This window comes from Serratia quinivorans (assembly GCF_946227985.1).
GTDB classification, from domain to species: domain Bacteria; phylum Pseudomonadota; class Gammaproteobacteria; order Enterobacterales; family Enterobacteriaceae; genus Serratia; species Serratia quinivorans_A.
The window spans coordinates 598,792-613,245 of the sequence record NZ_CAMKGL010000001.1 but is presented as its reverse complement, the minus strand read 5'-3'; the positions used below and the strand labels follow the sequence as shown (position 1 = coordinate 613,245).

The 14,454-nt window shown below is 57.0% G+C and carries 17 protein-coding genes; 6 read left to right on the top strand and 11 right to left on the bottom strand.

Annotated features, from left to right (window positions below; translation table 11 throughout):
• Window positions 1–3: 3 nt before the first annotated feature.
• From fliQ to sra, 3 genes are all read left to right on the top strand, one after another.
• Window positions 4–273: a flagellar biosynthesis protein FliQ gene (fliQ, locus tag OCH02_RS02890; protein ID WP_037419012.1), complete on the top strand. Its 270-nt coding sequence runs from the start codon at window positions 4–6 to the stop codon at window positions 271–273.
• A gap of 2 nt (window positions 274–275) precedes the next feature.
• Window positions 276–1,058, top strand: coding sequence for a flagellar biosynthetic protein FliR (gene fliR, locus OCH02_RS02885; RefSeq protein WP_261429735.1), 783 nt, complete (start codon window positions 276–278; stop codon window positions 1,056–1,058).
• 367 nt (window positions 1,059–1,425) lie between these two features.
• Complete coding sequence (gene sra / locus OCH02_RS02880) at window positions 1,426–1,557, top strand: stationary-phase-induced ribosome-associated protein (protein ID WP_017893223.1); 132 nt, start codon at window positions 1,426–1,428, stop codon at window positions 1,555–1,557.
• Window positions 1,558–1,979: 422 nt separating this feature from the next.
• Here sra and flgL read toward each other — a convergent pair whose 3' ends face one another.
• The 11 genes from flgL to flgB form a co-directional block, all read right to left on the bottom strand.
• On the bottom strand, window positions 1,980–2,939 hold the full coding sequence (gene flgL / locus OCH02_RS02875) for a flagellar hook-associated protein FlgL (RefSeq protein ID WP_261429734.1): 960 nt from the start codon (window positions 2,937–2,939) through the stop codon (window positions 1,980–1,982).
• A 58-nt stretch (window positions 2,940–2,997) separates the two neighbouring features.
• Window positions 2,998–4,644 carry a flagellar hook-associated protein FlgK gene (flgK, locus tag OCH02_RS02870; protein WP_261429732.1) on the bottom strand — a complete coding sequence of 549 codons (1,647 nt, stop codon included), beginning with the start codon at window positions 4,642–4,644 and terminating at the stop codon, window positions 2,998–3,000.
• A gap of 387 nt (window positions 4,645–5,031) precedes the next feature.
• Complete coding sequence (flgJ, locus tag OCH02_RS02865) at window positions 5,032–5,988, bottom strand: flagellar assembly peptidoglycan hydrolase FlgJ (protein WP_261429731.1); 957 nt, start codon at window positions 5,986–5,988, stop codon at window positions 5,032–5,034.
• Window positions 5,988–7,088 carry a flagellar basal body P-ring protein FlgI gene (locus OCH02_RS02860; RefSeq protein ID WP_261429729.1) on the bottom strand — a complete coding sequence of 367 codons (1,101 nt, stop codon included), beginning with the start codon at window positions 7,086–7,088 and terminating at the stop codon, window positions 5,988–5,990. Before OCH02_RS02860 ends, flgJ begins: the two co-directional genes overlap by 1 nt.
• 145 nt (window positions 7,089–7,233) lie before the next feature.
• On the bottom strand, window positions 7,234–7,935 hold the full coding sequence (gene flgH / locus OCH02_RS02855) for a flagellar basal body L-ring protein FlgH (protein WP_012145686.1): 702 nt from the start codon (window positions 7,933–7,935) through the stop codon (window positions 7,234–7,236).
• 72 nt (window positions 7,936–8,007) lie between these two features.
• A complete protein-coding gene (flgG, locus tag OCH02_RS02850; RefSeq protein ID WP_012145687.1) occupies window positions 8,008–8,790 on the bottom strand; it encodes a flagellar basal-body rod protein FlgG in 783 nt (260 codons plus the stop codon).
• An 18-nt stretch (window positions 8,791–8,808) separates the two neighbouring features.
• Window positions 8,809–9,564, bottom strand: a complete 756-nt coding sequence (locus OCH02_RS02845) for a flagellar basal body rod protein FlgF (protein WP_261429728.1) — start codon at window positions 9,562–9,564, stop codon at window positions 8,809–8,811.
• Window positions 9,565–9,576: 12 nt separating this feature from the next.
• Window positions 9,577–10,800, bottom strand: coding sequence for a flagellar hook protein FlgE (gene flgE, locus OCH02_RS02840; protein ID WP_261429725.1), 1,224 nt, complete (start codon window positions 10,798–10,800; stop codon window positions 9,577–9,579).
• 187 nt (window positions 10,801–10,987) lie between these two features.
• The gene (flgD, locus tag OCH02_RS02835; RefSeq protein WP_012145690.1) at window positions 10,988–11,665 is read right to left on the bottom strand and encodes a flagellar hook assembly protein FlgD; all 678 of its coding nucleotides are present in this window, start codon (window positions 11,663–11,665) and stop codon (window positions 10,988–10,990) included.
• Between the two features lie 12 nt (window positions 11,666–11,677).
• On the bottom strand, window positions 11,678–12,082 hold the full coding sequence (flgC, locus tag OCH02_RS02830; RefSeq protein WP_261429723.1) for a flagellar basal body rod protein FlgC: 405 nt from the start codon (window positions 12,080–12,082) through the stop codon (window positions 11,678–11,680).
• Window positions 12,083–12,087: 5 nt separating this feature from the next.
• The gene (gene flgB, locus OCH02_RS02825) at window positions 12,088–12,501 is read right to left on the bottom strand and encodes a flagellar basal body rod protein FlgB (protein WP_261429721.1); all 414 of its coding nucleotides are present in this window, start codon (window positions 12,499–12,501) and stop codon (window positions 12,088–12,090) included.
• A 160-nt stretch (window positions 12,502–12,661) separates the two neighbouring features.
• Here flgB and flgA point away from each other — a divergent pair, with 160 nt between their 5' ends.
• The 3 genes from flgA (at window position 12,662) to OCH02_RS02810 (ending at window position 14,243) form a co-directional block, all read left to right on the top strand.
• Window positions 12,662–13,315, top strand: coding sequence for a flagellar basal body P-ring formation chaperone FlgA (gene flgA, locus OCH02_RS02820; protein ID WP_261429719.1), 654 nt, complete (start codon window positions 12,662–12,664; stop codon window positions 13,313–13,315).
• 120 nt (window positions 13,316–13,435) lie between these two features.
• On the top strand, window positions 13,436–13,762 hold the full coding sequence (gene flgM / locus OCH02_RS02815; RefSeq protein ID WP_261429717.1) for a flagellar biosynthesis anti-sigma factor FlgM: 327 nt from the start codon (window positions 13,436–13,438) through the stop codon (window positions 13,760–13,762).
• Between the two features lie 46 nt (window positions 13,763–13,808).
• Entirely contained in the window at window positions 13,809–14,243 is a 435-nt protein-coding gene (locus OCH02_RS02810; protein ID WP_261429716.1) for a flagella synthesis protein FlgN, read from the top strand.
• The last annotated feature ends 211 nt before the right edge of the window (window positions 14,244–14,454 follow it).

The window sequence follows — 14,454 nt, the reverse complement described above, 5'->3', positions numbered from 1 at the left end:
CCGATGACCCCTGAATCCGTAATGGCGCTGGGCACCGAAGCGATGAAGGTGGCGCTGGCACTGGCTGCCCCGATGCTGCTCGCCGCGCTGGTCAGCGGTCTGGTGGTCAGCCTGCTGCAAGCCGCCACCCAGATCAACGAAATGACCCTGTCGTTTATCCCCAAAATTCTGGCGGTGGTCGCCACCATCGTGATTGCCGGCCCCTGGATGCTCAACCTGCTGCTGGACTATATGCGCACGCTGTTCACCAACCTGCCGAATCTGATTGGTTAACCATGCTCACATTTGACAGCGCGCAGTTCGGCGTCTGGCTTAGCCAATATTTCTGGCCGCTGCTGCGCATTCTGGCGCTGATCAGCACCGCGCCGGTGTTCAGCGAAAAGCAAATCAGCAAGAAGGTGAAGATTGGCCTGGGCGGACTGATCGTGATCCTGATCGCCCCAGGGTTGCCCGTCAGCACCGTCCCTATTTTCTCCGCCGCCGGGCTATGGCTGGCCGCCCAGCAAATCCTGATCGGCGTGGCGCTGGGGCTGACCATGCAGTTCGCTTTCGCGGCAATACGCCTGGCAGGCGAAGTGATCGGCATGCAGATGGGTCTGTCGTTCGCCACCTTCTTTGACCCCGGCGGCGGGCCGAACACCCCGGTGTTGGCGCGGCTGCTCAACCTGCTGGCAATGCTGTTGTTCCTCAGTTTTAACGGCCACCTGTGGCTGATTTCCCTGCTGGTCGACAGCTTCCATACCCTGCCTATCCAGGCCGAGCCGCTCAGCGGCAATGGTTTTCTGGCACTGACCCAGGCCGGCTCGCTGATTTTCATCAACGGCATGATGTTGGCGCTGCCGCTGATTTGCCTGTTACTGACGCTGAATATGGCGCTCGGCCTGCTCAACCGCATGACGCCACAACTGTCGGTATTCGTCATCGGCTTCCCGGTCACCATGACCATCGGCATTATGACCATTGGCATGATGATGCCGATGCTGGCGCCGTTTTGTGAGCACCTGTTCGGTGAGTTCTTCGACAGGCTGGCCGATGTCATTGGCAGCATGACCCCCTAGCCTTACCCTCATTCGTGCGGCTTAACGGCCGCACCTCGCCGGACAAACTGGCAGTAAAAACCTTTTCTCGCTATAAAAAGTTGAAAAAACCGAATTAACACGATTTGGCTTCAATTATTGTTATTGCCTTGAATAATAAAATACCCACCTTAGAATGGCCTTGTTAAATATAAAGCCATCAGTAAAAACAGTCGTCAAAAATAAAATAAAGGAGTGAATTTAAATATTAAATAACGCACAGGGAAGTTAAATAAAAACTCTGACATCCATCATCTGCAGAGATAAAAATACTTTCTCACCGGGGTCAGCCGGCGGGACAGGTATATTTATTATCTGCAGTTTTACCACTACCCTCAGGAGTACAAAAATGAAAGCGAAAACCAACCGAAGAGCACGCAGGGCCTTAGGCATGGCGCACTGGGCAACCAATCGTATTCAAATTTCATTATCCTCTTCGCCGAACGGTGAAAAATGGACCATGGTGAAAAAGAAAAAATAACAACCATGCTATAAATAAAATATAGCCTCAGGTGTTATTCCCCTTCCCGCCTGAATATTTAAACGTTTCCCACCGTTAAATCAGGCGAAAAAAAAGCACGTCACTCAAACCTTGGTGGGGGAAAGAGTGACGTGCCAAAAAAGTGCGCCCGGTTTCAAGAATGCTCTACAGAGATAGAGTTTTCTAAGCACACCCAAAGAGTGACCCGCCGTGGCTTCACAACGGATGTTTATTATTGCCATTCATTCTGTAGGGGCGCTGCATGCTGCGCCCTAACTAACGGAGATGTTTCATTAACATACCCTATGGATTTCATGCTCCAGCTAGGCGCCAAGCTTGCTTATCCCCAGGAGCTTACTTAAGTAAGTGACTGGGGTAAGCAAGTGCAGGTAACAACGCTGCAGCTTGAAAGACGACGGGTATCAGCGGTTCATCTGGAACAGCGACATACCCTGCATATCACCGAAGGTTTTGTACGACGCCTGCAAGGCCGCCTGCTGCATAAAGTAGCTCGATATCGACTCGGCCAGATCGATATCCACCAGCGCACTCATCTGCGTTTGGTTGATCATGTCGCGATCTTTGCCGATGCTGTCCAGCGTATCCATTTCCTGCAGTTGGTTACCCAGTTCGGCACGCACACTGAGCACCTTGTTGTAGGAATTGTCCAGGCCACGGTTAGCCTTGGCCAGCGCATCGTTCACCTGTTGTTTGGTGGCGTCGTCGGCATCCTTCAACGGGGTTTTCAACGCCTTCAGCGCGATATCAATGCTTTCAAACACGTTAGAAACCGGTGTACTGCCATCCGGCTCCGGCTTCGGGTTGCTGGTTAATGACATGAACACCGTATCGCCGGTATGGCCAATGGTCATGGTGCGGTTGGCATCCACTTTCTGCTCGACGGCCTTGTTACCGCCGGCGTAGCTGACTGAACCGCCGTTATCGACAAACGGGGGCTTGTCATTGACGAAGCCGCCAAACATGTAGCGACCATTGCCGTCAGTGCTGTTGGCCTGGTTGAGCAATTGGTCTTTCAGACCCTGCAGTTGGGTAGCCAGCGAATCGCGGTCGTTATCGCTTTCGGTACCACCGGCATTGACGATCAGCGCCTTCATATCGGCGATGGTACTGGTTGCCCCGCCCAGCACCGTCTCTTCCATCGACACACTTTGGCGGGCAAAGGTCCGCGCCAGCGCATACTGGGTGTTTTCCGACTGGGACTGGGCCAGCATCACCGCCTGCGATGCCGCCAGCGGATCGTCGGACGGATTGCTGACCTTTTTACCGGTGGAAAGCTGCTCTGCCGCCTTCATAAACAGTGACTGATTGCCGGTGATGCCGGACATATTCTGTTGGTACATCATGCTGGTGCTCATGCGCATGGTGCAGACTCCTCAAAATCGGTGACCGGAGCCAATGCGGCCCCGGTTAAAATGGAAATCAACGGATATTCAGCAGCGCATCAAACATCGAGCTGGCGGTCTGGATCACCTGCGCATTAGCCATGTAATACTGCTGGAAACGCAGCAGTTCACCGTACTCTTCATCCAGGTTAACGCCGGAAACCGACTGCTGTTGGATAGTCAGCTGCTTGACGATATTGTTCTGTGAAGTCACCGAAACCTTGGCCGATGCCGTTTGGTTGCCGACACTGCTAACCATGCTGGCGTAGGCACCGCTGAAGGTGGCTTTGCCGTCGACCAGCTTCTTGGTTTGCAGGTCGAGCAGCTTTTTGGCGTTTTCGTTATCGCCGCGGCCGCTGTCATCCTTACCGGCAGCGGCGATGTTTGACGAGTTGGTGATGGCGACCTTCAGGCTGCCCGCTACGTCGCTGACCGGCTTCACGGTGAAGCTGTCATTCTTTTGCGCGTTACCTTCGATACCGACCTTCAGGCCATCAAAACTTAACGTCGCTTTGCCATCGGCATCGGTACCCGCGGTGGCGTTAACCTTAACGTTGTCCGGCAGACGGCTCACCTGCCAGTTGCTGCCGTCAAACTCTACCCGGTAGTCATTGGCTTTTACCTTGCCGGTATCGGTGTAGGACACCGACAGCGCCGCATCGCCGGTATTGCGGCTGTTATCCACCACGCGCCCGCCGCCAAAGTTGAAAAAATCGGCTCCGGCGTCGCCGTTGAGATCAAACCCTGCACGGTGTTGCTGGTTAAAGCTGTCGGCCATCACCAGCGCCAGTTGCCCCAGTTGGTTGCGTGCGGCATCCAGCGATTCACTGCGGAATTTCAGTACGCCGCTAACGCTGCCGCTGGTAATTTGCCCTTCAGGCACTTCGCTGACACCGTTGCCGCGGTTATAACCCAGCGTCAGGCGGGCAGGATCGCCGCTGGAGGGGATGGCTTCAACCTGGTAGGCGTTGTTGCCCTGCACCAGGGTCAGGCCGTTGGCGAAAGAGACCGTATAAGCATCGCCGTCCTGCTGGGTCACCTGCACCCCCACCACCTGGTTTAGCTCAGTGACCAACTGGTCGCGCTGATCCAGTAAGGCATTCGGCTCACCGCCACTGCCGCGCAGGCGGGTGATTTCATCATTGAGTTTGGCAATCTGCTGGCTGTAACTGTTGATCTGCGTCGCGCTGTCGCTGAGCTGCTGATTCACGCCGCTGTCCATATCTCGCAGATATTTATCGGTGTTATTGAACTGATTGACCAGGCCATTGGCTTTACCCAGCACCGTTTGACGCGCAGCGTCATCACCGGCGTTGCTGACCAGATTTTCCAGGTTACTGAAGAAGTCCTGCATGTTGGTCGACAGGGTATTGGTTTTACTGGCCAGCAGGTTATCGATCTGCGAAATTTTCTCGAAATAGGCGTTCTGCGCCCCGGCCTGGCTCTGCGCGCCGCGCAGCTGGTTGGTAATGAACTGATTGTATTCGCGGTTGACGCTGGTCACGGTAACGCCATTGCCAATAAAGCCGTTCATGGTGCTCATGCCGCCATTCTGCGCCAGAATCGCCGTCTGGCGGTTATAGCCCGCCACGTTGTAATTGGAGATGTTGTTACTGACGGTGCTGAGCGCCACCTGAGCCGCATTCAGCCCGCTCATCGCGGTATTGATTAAGCTATTGGACATAGAAGTTCCTTTTGCTGCGGCGCCGCTGGCCCACAGAAGTCAATGAATCTGCTGAACCCACTCGCTCAGCCTGGGTTGGTTATCGGCAAAAAGCGGGGAAACTTGAGGGAAAAAACCGTCTTAAGACTCAGATGAAAAAGTCGCCCTTGCATCTGAGATACCCGGGCCTAGCGCACCGAGGGTGCCATTATGGGACACATCCATGTGTCCCACCCTACGGGCCGACTGGAAGTCGTTCCAATTTGCTCCCGGCAAATTGGTCGGCAGCTAAAGCTGCTACGACCCCTTCGGCACGCTCTCCCTAATAATGGGCTTTGTCAGTTACCTGCTTTTCATACCCCAAAATAACGCTGCCAACACAGTTGCAGCGTCAAGAATGACGGGGATTTAGAACAGGTCCTTCAGGTCATGGGTATAAGCCTTGACCACCTGCTCGCCGGTGTTTTTCATCTGTTGGATCACGCTGACCAGCTTGTTGGCGTATTGCGGATCGGTAGCGTAACCGGCCTTCTGCAACGCATGTGCCGCCTGTTCAGGACTGCCGGCATTGGCCACTTCGGCGTAGCGTGGGTTATTGGTCAACAGCTTGACGTAGTCGGCAATGGCTTCAACGTAAGAGCCGTACACCCGGAACTGCGCCTTGATCTTCTTCGCGGCCCCCTGTTCAAACTCGGTGGTGGTCACCTCGGTAACCGGCCCGTTCCAACTGCTGCCGGCCTTGATACCAAACAGGTTGTAGCTCGGCGAACCGTTGGCGGTCGGGATCTCGCGCTGACCCCAGCCCGATTCCAGCGCGGCCTGCGCCACAATCAACTGATGCGGAATGCCGCTCTGCTGGCTGGCAACGCGTGCCGGAACAGACAGCCGGGCGACAAAGTTGCCGTTATTGAGCGACAGCGGCGACGCGGCAGGCGCTTTCGGTACCGCACGACGGATCATTTGCTCCAGCGCCTGATTTGGCAGCGTTTGCAGCACCTCCTTGTCCTGATAAAGAAGGTCCAGCGCCATTGGCGACATGCCCGCCGTCTCACTCGGCACCGCGTTGGCGTTGCTCATTTGCCTGACCATCATGTCGGCCATCCCCAGCCCCTTTTGCGACATCTGCTGGGCAATCTGCTGGTCATACATTGAGGTATAGAGCCGCGACTGTTCGCTGCTCAGCACCCCGTCCTTGGGTAGCGCGGCACGCATACTTTTCAGCATCATCTGCACGAACATGCCTTCAACCTGTTGCGCCACCTGTTTCAGATTGCCCTGCGGATCGCTCGCCGCGTCACGCTTAAGCCCGTTTAGCGCCTGCGCATCATACGCGGCACCCGACATCGCCATCAGTGAACCGGCCATCAGATGATTTCCAACTTGGCGCGCAAACAGCCGGCGCTTTGCATTGCCTGCAGGATTGACATCAGATCGATCGGCGTCGCCCCCAAGGCATTCAGCGCGCGGATCACGTTATTCAGATTGGCACTGGCATTAACCTTCTGCAGCGAACCGCCCTGCTGCTGCACCGAAATTTGGGTATTCGGCGTTACCACGGTCTGCCCGCCGCCAAACGGCGTCGTCGGTTGGCTGACGGTATTTTGTCTATCGACCACCACCGACAGATTGCCCTGTGCCACCGCACAAGAATCCAGGATCACGTCGCGGTTCATCACCACCGATCCGGTACGTGAGTTGATAATCACTTTGGCATCCATTGCCCCGACGCTGACGTTAATGTTCTGGATCTCCGCCAGGAAACGCACCTGTGAACTGTTGCCCTGCGGCACCAGTACCTGAATAGTGCGGGCGTCCAAGGGTGAGGCGGTACCACCACCGCGCTGGCGGTTGATGGCATCGCTGATCTGCTGCGCCAGGGTGAAATCCTCATCGTTCAGTTGCAGATTAATCACGCCACCGGCACCGAAAGTGGTTGGCAATTCGCGTTCGATAGTGGCCCCGTTACTGATGCGGCCACCGGCCAGTTGGTTGACCTGCACGCTGCTGCCGCCGGCCGAGGCACCGGCACCGCCCACCAGCACGTTGCCCTGCGCCAGTGCGTAAACCTGGTTATCAACGCCTTTCAGCGGCGTCATCAGCAAGGTACCGCCGCGCAGGCTCTTGGCGTTGCCCATTGAGGACACCACCACGTCAATATTTTGTCCGGTACGCGAAAACGGCGGCAGCCTGGCGGTCACCATCACCGCCGCCACGTTTTTCAGCTGCATATTGGTGCCCGGCGGCACGGTGATCCCCAACTGCGACAGCATATTGCTCAGGCTCTGGGTTGTGAACGGTGTCTGCATGGTTTGGTCACCGGAACCGTCCAGCCCCACCACCAGCCCGTAACCGATCAGCGCGTTATCACGCACGCCCTGCACCGTGACCAGATCGCGAATGCGCTCCGCCGCGGCCGGCAGGCTCAGCGCACTAATCACCAGCGCTATTAGAAATTTCTTTAACATTGGAACCTCATTCGCCTTACCCACAAGGCGTTATTGTCGCAGGCAGTTTTGGGGCGGGCGGCGCACAGGGAATGGAGCCTACACGCAGTAGGTGACTGCCCCGAGCACTGCCCAACCTCAAAATGACAAGTAAGATAGCCTGTACTCAAAACGGTGAGACATTTAAGAAGAAGCGCTGTAACCACCCCATGGTCTGCGCCTCGTTGATATAGCCGTTGCCGACGTATTCAATGCGCGCATCGGCCACCTGAGTGGAAGTGACCGAGTTACTGCCGCTGATGGTGCGCGGATTCACTACCCCGGAGAAACGAATGAACTCGGTGCCCTGATTGATGGCGATCTGTTTTTCGCCCACCACGTGCAGGTTGCCGTTAACCAACACCTGATTGACCGTGACGGTAATGGTGCCGTTAAAGGTATTGTTGGCATTGGCGCCGCCCTTGCCGCCGAAGGTGCTGTCGCCGGACATCTCCATGTCGGCACGCGCATTGCCCAGCAGGCCATCGAGATAGCGCGGCGCAGTGGCAACGCCAAACTTGCTGGCACCATTGCGGCTGGCATTGGCGGAGGAACTTTTGCTGGCGCTGACGTTTTCCTGCAGTGCGATGGTCAGAGTGTCACCCACGTTACGCGGGCGGCGGTCTTCAAACAGAGGCTGATAGCCGTAGTTCATCGGTTGTACCGTCTGGAAAATCGAGCCGTTGGGTACCGGTGCGCCCGCCGGAGCAGGTTGCGCCGTAGTCGTGCCATCCACCAGAGGTTTATGCGGAATATAAGCACAGCCGCCCAGCGTCAGCATCACCATCGCCGCCAACCAGCGTTTGCCTTGCGGCGGCACGTTTGCCATCAGAGTTGTGGTTACCACGGGTATCGCCTTTGTTTCACAAAATAGAGTTACGGGCGCTGCGGCGCCCGTCAATTACAGTTGCGTCAGTTTTTGCAGCATCTGATCGGAGGTCGATACCGCTTTGCTGTTGATCTCATAAGCACGCTGGGTCTGGATCATATTGACCAGCTCTTCCGCCACGTTGACGTTAGAGGTTTCCACATAGCCCTGATACAGCAGGCCGGCCCCGTTTAACCCTGGCGTACTCTCGTTCGGCGCGCCTGAGCTCTCGGTCTCCTGGTACAGATTTTCGCCCATGCTTTCCAGGCCGCTGTCGTTGATAAAGGTGGTCAGCGTCAGCTGGCCCACCTGTTGGGCCGCGGTCTGGCCCTGCTGGGTGACGCTGACAATGCCGTCGCGACCCACGGTGATGCTCAGGGCATTGGCCGGAATGATGATTGCCGGCTGCACCTGGAAGCCGCTGGCCGTCACCAGTTGGCCATTCTGATCTCTCTGGAACGAACCGTCGCGGGTGTAAGCCAGGGTGCCGTCCGGCATCATCACCTGGAAAAAGCCTTGCCCCTTGATGGCGATGTCTTTGCTGTTATTGGTTTGCGACAAATTGCCCTGACTGTGCAGGCGCTCGGTCGCCACCGGACGCACACCGGTACCAATCTGCAAACCGGAGGGCAGCGTGGTCTGCTCGGAGGACTGCGCCCCCGGTTGACGCATGGTCTGATACAGCAGGTCTTCAAATACCGCGCGCTGGCGTTTGAAGCCGTTGGTACTGACGTTGGCCAGGTTGTTGGCAATCACGTCCATGTTGGTCTGCTGCGCATCCAGACCGGTTTTGGCAATCCATAAAGATGGGATCATGGGTTATTTCCTTGCTGCTTAACTCAGTGATAACAACGAGTTGGCGCGCTGTTCATTTTCATCCACGCTGTGGATGACTTTCATCTGCATTTCAAACCGGCGGGCGTTGGCGATCATGTCAACCATGGTTTCCATCGGTTTGACGTTACTGCCTTCCAACACGCCCGGCATGACCCGCACCAAAGGATCGTTAGGTAACTGATTGCCGCGCTGCTGCTGGGTTTCCGGCGTCAGACGGAACAGACCGTCATCACCGCGCATCACTTCGTGCGCGTCGGCCTTGACCAGTTTCAGCCGACCAATCTGTGCGAGGGTATTCGGCGGATCGCCTGCATTCAGTGCAGAAATGGTTCCGTCGGCGGCAATGGTGATCTCTGCCGACGGCGGCACCTCAATCGGCCCGCCATCGCCCATGACCGGCATGCCCTGCACCGTCAGTTGCCCGGTGGAGGAAATCTGAAGATTGCCGTTGCGGGTATAGGCTTCAGTGCCGTCCGGCAGGCTGACCGCCAGAAAACCGTCCTGCTGCAACGCCACGTCCAGCGGGCGCGCGGTATAGTTCAGCGCCCCCTGGCTCATGTCGGCACCCGGCGTTGACGCGGTAACCAGCGTGCGCGTCAGCAGGCTTGGCCCGTCTACCGGCACCGCACGCAGCGCCGAAAGCTGAGCGCGGAAACCCGGCGTCGAGGCATTAGCCAGGTTGTTGGCCGTCACCGATTGCTGTTCCAGCGTCTGCCGTGCCGCGCCCATCGCGGTATAAATCGCGTGATCCATAAATCAATCCTATTAGCGCAGGCTGACCAGCGTTTGCAGGATAGAGTCCTGCGTTTTAATGGTCTGGGCGTTCGACTGGTAGTTACGCTGGGCGACGATCATATTCACCAACTCCTGGCTCAGGTCGACGTTGGAGGCTTCCAGCGCGCCGCTGGTCAACTTGCCAAAGCCACCGCCACCTGCAATACCCACACGCGGCTGGCCCGATGCGCCGGTTTCCTGCCAGACGTTATCGCCCTGCGAGGACAGGCCTTCCGGGTTGGAGAAGTTGGCCATCACAATCTGCCCCAGCACCTGAGTCTGCTGGTTGGAATAGATGCCCACGACCGTACCGTCGTTGTTAATCTGGAAATTGGTGTACTCACCGGCGCCATAGCCGTCTTGCGACACCTTGCTGACCGAGTCGGCGCTGACGCTCTGCTGCATGCTCTTGGCGAAACTCAGGCTGAGATTCTGCGCCGGAGCACCGTCCTTGGCGGACATCGGGATCAGCATGCTGAACTCGGCGGCGGTGCCTTGTTTGCTGGTGGTGCCGGTCAGGTTGCCGCTGGTATCGAAGGTCATGGTGCCGGCATCGACCGGTGCAGCCGAGCCATCCTGGGTATACACCTGCCACTTGTTTTCGTCGGTCTTCACGAAGTAGGCATTGATGTTATGCGCATTACCCAACGAGTCGTAGGCGGTGATGGTGTTGACGTAGTTATAAGAATCCTGCTTGGCCGGATCGAAGGTCTTGTTGTCCGGTACCTTATGGGTGGACTTCAGGTTGGCTACCATGGTGCCCGATGTGGACGCCTTGGCGTTCATCATGCCTTCAGGAATGCTGAGCGGCACCGGGTTGGCGCCCTGCTGAATGGTCGGCGGCGTACCCGCTGCCGGATAACCGGTCAACTGCAGGCCCTGCATGTTGGTCAGGTTGCGGTTTTCATCCAGCTTGAACTGGCCGTTACGGCTGTAGAAAATGCCCCCGTCCTGGTCCTGCATGCGGAAAAAACCGTTGCCGGAAATCGCCACGTCCAGCGCACGGCTGGTCCCGGTGGTGGTGCCGCCCTTAAAGTTCTGGGTGATGCCCGCAACCTTGACGCCCAGCCCGACCTGCGAACCGGCAAACATGTCGGCAAAGGAAACGGTGCCTGATTTAAAACCGGAAGTGGCGGAGTTAGCGATGTTGTTACCGATCACGTCGAGGTTGGTTGCTGCTGCATTCAAGCCGCTTACTGCCTGAGAAAAGGCCATCTAATTCTCCGAATAATATTTAGGCTATCGTTCGATAACGCCTGATAGTGTTTTGATATACCCAATAGCTTTCATGTTGCAGCCAGGCGGCAAGCGCAGGAGTCCCCAGGAGCTTACTCACGTAAGTGACCGGGGTGAGTGCGCACAGCCAACAACGCTGCAGCCTGAAAAATGAAGGGTATTTGAATTAAAGAATTTGGCGGACCTCTTCCAGCGTGGTGCTCCCCGCCAGACCCAGATCCAGCTTCGCGCCGTTCGCGTCGCGGATAACGCCGTTGACCATGCCAAAGTGCAGGCTGCGCGCCACCAACTGCTCACCGTTGCCCTTGGCGTTGATGGTGAAGCTGTAGGCTCCGTCGGGTGCGGCGGTGCCGTCCGTCATCGAACCGTCCCAGCTAAACGAATGCACCCCGGCAGTCAAACCACCGAGTTCGATAGTGCGTACCGCTTTACCGGTAGCGTCGGTAATGGTGGCGGTCACCGAGTCGGCCGCACGCTCCAGTTCCAGACCAAACGGCGTGGTGCTGACCTTGCCGTCTTTGCTGCCGGCCAGGATATTGCTGCCGGGGACCATCACGCCGTGACCGATCAGGGCGCTGGCCTGCAGTGACTGATTGCTGTTGATCTGGCCGGAAATCGAGCCCAGCGTGGTATTGAGTTTCTCGATGCCCTGAACGGTGTTGATTTGCGCTAATTGGCTGGTCAGTTCATTGTTCTGCATCGGGTTAGTCGGATCCTGATTCTTCAACTGCGCCACCAGCAGCGTCAGGAAGCTGTTGTTCAGATCCTGGCTGGTGTTATTTTTGGCGTTGGCACCGATGACGCTGTTATCCAGCGATTCAGTGGTGGTTGCGGCAATGGCCATGGCAAGCTCCGGTTATTGACCCAGCGTCAGGGTTTTCATCATCATCGACTTGGTGGTGTTGAGCACCTCGACGTTGGCCTGATAGCTGCGGGAGGCGGAAATGGTGTTGACCATTTCCCCCACCACATCCACGTTCGGCATACGGACATAGCCTTTGCCGTCCGCCAGCGGGTTGCCCGGCTGATAAACCAGGCGCTCCGGAGCGGGGTCATCGACCACCTGCGCTACGCGTACGCCGCCGGTTGGCTGCCCGGCCGCGCTGGCGACTTCAAACACCACCTGTTTGGCGCGATAAGGCTGGCCGTCCGGGCCGGTGACGCTATCGGCGTTGGCCATGTTGCTGGCACTGACGTTCAGGCGTTGCGACTGTGCGGACAGCGCCGAGCCGGAGATATCAAAAATATTCAGTAGCGACATACGCCTTATCCTTGTTGTAACACTGACATCATCCCTTTGATCTGACCGCCCAGCAGCGTCAGGTCGGTCTGATATTTCAGGCTGTTATCGGCGAAGTTGGTGCGTTCGCGATCCATGTCCACCGTATTGCCGTCCATGGACGGCTGATCCGGCACGCGGAACAGCAAGTCGAGCTGTGGCGGCTGCATGTTCTGCGCCGGAATGTGGCGCGCAGACGTCATGTTCAGCGCAATGCCACTGCCGCTGACGCGGCCCTGTTCCAGCACCTTGTTCAATTGGCCGGCGAAATCGATGTCCCGCGCCTGATAGCCCGGGGTGTCTGCGTTGGCGATGTTGGCGGCCAAAATTTCCTGCCGCTGGGCGCGCAGGTTCAGCGCCTCTTGACCAAAGCGCAGAGCAGCGTCCAGTTTGTCGATCATGCTCCCTCCGCGAGGTTAGAATTTGGAGCCGACAGCATAAACGCCCCTTCCGCCAGCCTATCGTGGGAATAAGAGCAAAATGCGTCGCTATTTATCTGCTTAGCCTGAACGCAGTCCGGGTACACTTACGCGTATCCTGATGGTTGTTGTGGAAACGAAGATGAAAGGTAGAATGCTGCTGTTGGCCGCGCTGCTGTGCAGCCTGAACGCACGGGCCGGGGATCTGGCGGCGCAGATTGAAAGCTTCGTCACCAGCCAATTCAGCGGCAGTCCGGTACAGGTTAACGTGCTGGTGCGCACGCCTGCGGCCCTGTGGCCAGCGTGCGAATTTCCACAGCTGTCTCTCGCCTCCAATGCCCGCCGTTGGGGCAACATCAGTATTTCGGCGCGTTGTGGTCAGGAACGGCGTTTCATCCAGACGCAGGTTCAGGTGATCGGCAAATACCTGGTGTCGGCTCGCTCGATCAATGCCGGCAGCAAGCTGACGGCGGCGGATATCAAGTTGAAAAGTGGCCGGCTCGATACGCTGCCACCCCGTACGCTGTCTGAGGCCGGAAAGGCTTTGGGTGCCGTCAGCCTGCGCAATATCAGCCCCGGCCAGCCGCTGACCCTGGCCATGCTGCGCCGCGCCTGGGCGGTCAAGGCCGGTCAGGCAGTGCAGGTGACCGCACAGGGGGACGGATTTAACATCAGCGGATCGGGCAAGGCGATGAACAACGCCGCCACAGAAGATAGCGTCCGCGTGCGCATGGCCTCCGGGCAAATTGTTAACGGTATTGTTGGTGACGACGGGGCTATTCGCATCAACTTATAAAACAGTAAAGGTTTATCAAACCTTGCCGATAATAAAATCATAAGCAGTATTTTACTGGCCGCCAGGGCCACAAAATATCAGCCATTGCCTGCCAGGTGACGGCATTGATGGAGATTGACCATGAGTATCGATCGCACCCAGCGGCTGCAACCCGTTCCCACGGTGCAACCGCGTGAGACGCCGGCGGAGAATCAACTCCAGCCACGTAAAGCCGCCCAGACGGAAAGCACCGTCAGCGGTACCCAGGTAAAATTGAGCGACGCGCAAGCGCGCCTGATGCAACCGGGAACGCAGGATATTGATATGAACCGGGTGGACGCCATCAAACAGGCGATCCGCAACGGCGAGCTGAAAATGGACGCCGGTAAAATTGCCGATGCCCTGCTGCAGGATGTGCAAGGCGATACCCGGTGGATGTCGAATGGCAACCCATCGCCAAAGGTTTGACCGCCAGGTTAAACATCCGGAACTTTTTGAAAGGTGATTTATCGTAATGGAAAATCTGGCGCAACTGATTAATAAGCTGCTGGAAACCCTGCAAGCGCTGGATACGGTGCTGGCGGAAGAACATCATTTGCTGTGCTCCGGCCAATTGCCGGGCGTGGCACTGCAACGTGCCACCGACGCCAAGAGCCAACTGCTGGCTACGGTAAACTACCTGGAACAGCAGCGGCTGAAATTGGAAAGTGCGCAGGGGCAACAGGCCCCCTATTCCGCTCATCCGCGTCTGGCAGACGCCTGGCAACGGGTGCAGTCGCTCAGCCAACTGCTGCGGGAAAAAAACCAGCATAACGGCATGCTGCTCAATCAGCAGATCGATCACAACGCCCAGGCGCTGGCGATCCTGAGCAAGCAAAACAAATCGCTGTACGGCCCGGATGGCCAGTCGCGTAATGCCAGCCTGCTGGGGCGAAAAATCGGCGTTTAAATCCTGCTGAACGGGGCAAAAAGCCCCTTCATTTTGCAGCCAGACTCGCAATTTTTTTTCACCTTGCCGAAAACTCAAAACCCTGACGCGAGTCTCCTCTCAGCCCTGAGAATCACAGCTTCTCAGCCTGCAAAACACCAATCATACTGCGCTCAATGGTTAATCGCTTGAAATCTACCCAAGGTGGGTATAGCGTGCACAGGGAGTGCAG

Coding starts and splice junctions, on each gene's coding strand:
- sra (WP_017893223.1), top strand. CDS start 1,426: ATGAAAGCGAAAACCAACCGAAGAGCACGCAGGGCCTTAGGCATGGCG.
- OCH02_RS02860 (WP_261429729.1), bottom strand. CDS start 7,088: ATGTTAAAGAAATTTCTAATAGCGCTGGTGATTAGTGCGCTGAGCCTG.
- flgL (WP_261429734.1), bottom strand. CDS start 2,939: ATGCGCATGAGCACCAGCATGATGTACCAACAGAATATGTCCGGCATC.
- OCH02_RS02810 (WP_261429716.1), top strand. CDS start 13,809: ATGGAAAATCTGGCGCAACTGATTAATAAGCTGCTGGAAACCCTGCAA.
- flgE (WP_261429725.1), bottom strand. CDS start 10,800: ATGGCCTTTTCTCAGGCAGTAAGCGGCTTGAATGCAGCAGCAACCAAC.
- OCH02_RS02845 (WP_261429728.1), bottom strand. CDS start 9,564: ATGGATCACGCGATTTATACCGCGATGGGCGCGGCACGGCAGACGCTG.
- flgD (WP_012145690.1), bottom strand. CDS start 11,665: ATGGCCATTGCCGCAACCACCACTGAATCGCTGGATAACAGCGTCATC.
- fliQ (WP_037419012.1), top strand. CDS start 4: ATGACCCCTGAATCCGTAATGGCGCTGGGCACCGAAGCGATGAAGGTG.
- flgB (WP_261429721.1), bottom strand. CDS start 12,501: ATGATCGACAAACTGGACGCTGCTCTGCGCTTTGGTCAAGAGGCGCTG.
- flgM (WP_261429717.1), top strand. CDS start 13,436: ATGAGTATCGATCGCACCCAGCGGCTGCAACCCGTTCCCACGGTGCAA.
- flgJ (WP_261429731.1), bottom strand. CDS start 5,988: ATGGCCGGTTCACTGATGGCGATGTCGGGTGCCGCGTATGATGCGCAG.
- flgK (WP_261429732.1), bottom strand. CDS start 4,644: ATGTCCAATAGCTTAATCAATACCGCGATGAGCGGGCTGAATGCGGCT.
- flgA (WP_261429719.1), top strand. CDS start 12,662: ATGAAAGGTAGAATGCTGCTGTTGGCCGCGCTGCTGTGCAGCCTGAAC.
- flgH (WP_012145686.1), bottom strand. CDS start 7,935: ATGGCAAACGTGCCGCCGCAAGGCAAACGCTGGTTGGCGGCGATGGTG.
- flgG (WP_012145687.1), bottom strand. CDS start 8,790: ATGATCCCATCTTTATGGATTGCCAAAACCGGTCTGGATGCGCAGCAG.
- flgC (WP_261429723.1), bottom strand. CDS start 12,082: ATGTCGCTACTGAATATTTTTGATATCTCCGGCTCGGCGCTGTCCGCA.
- fliR (WP_261429735.1), top strand. CDS start 276: ATGCTCACATTTGACAGCGCGCAGTTCGGCGTCTGGCTTAGCCAATAT.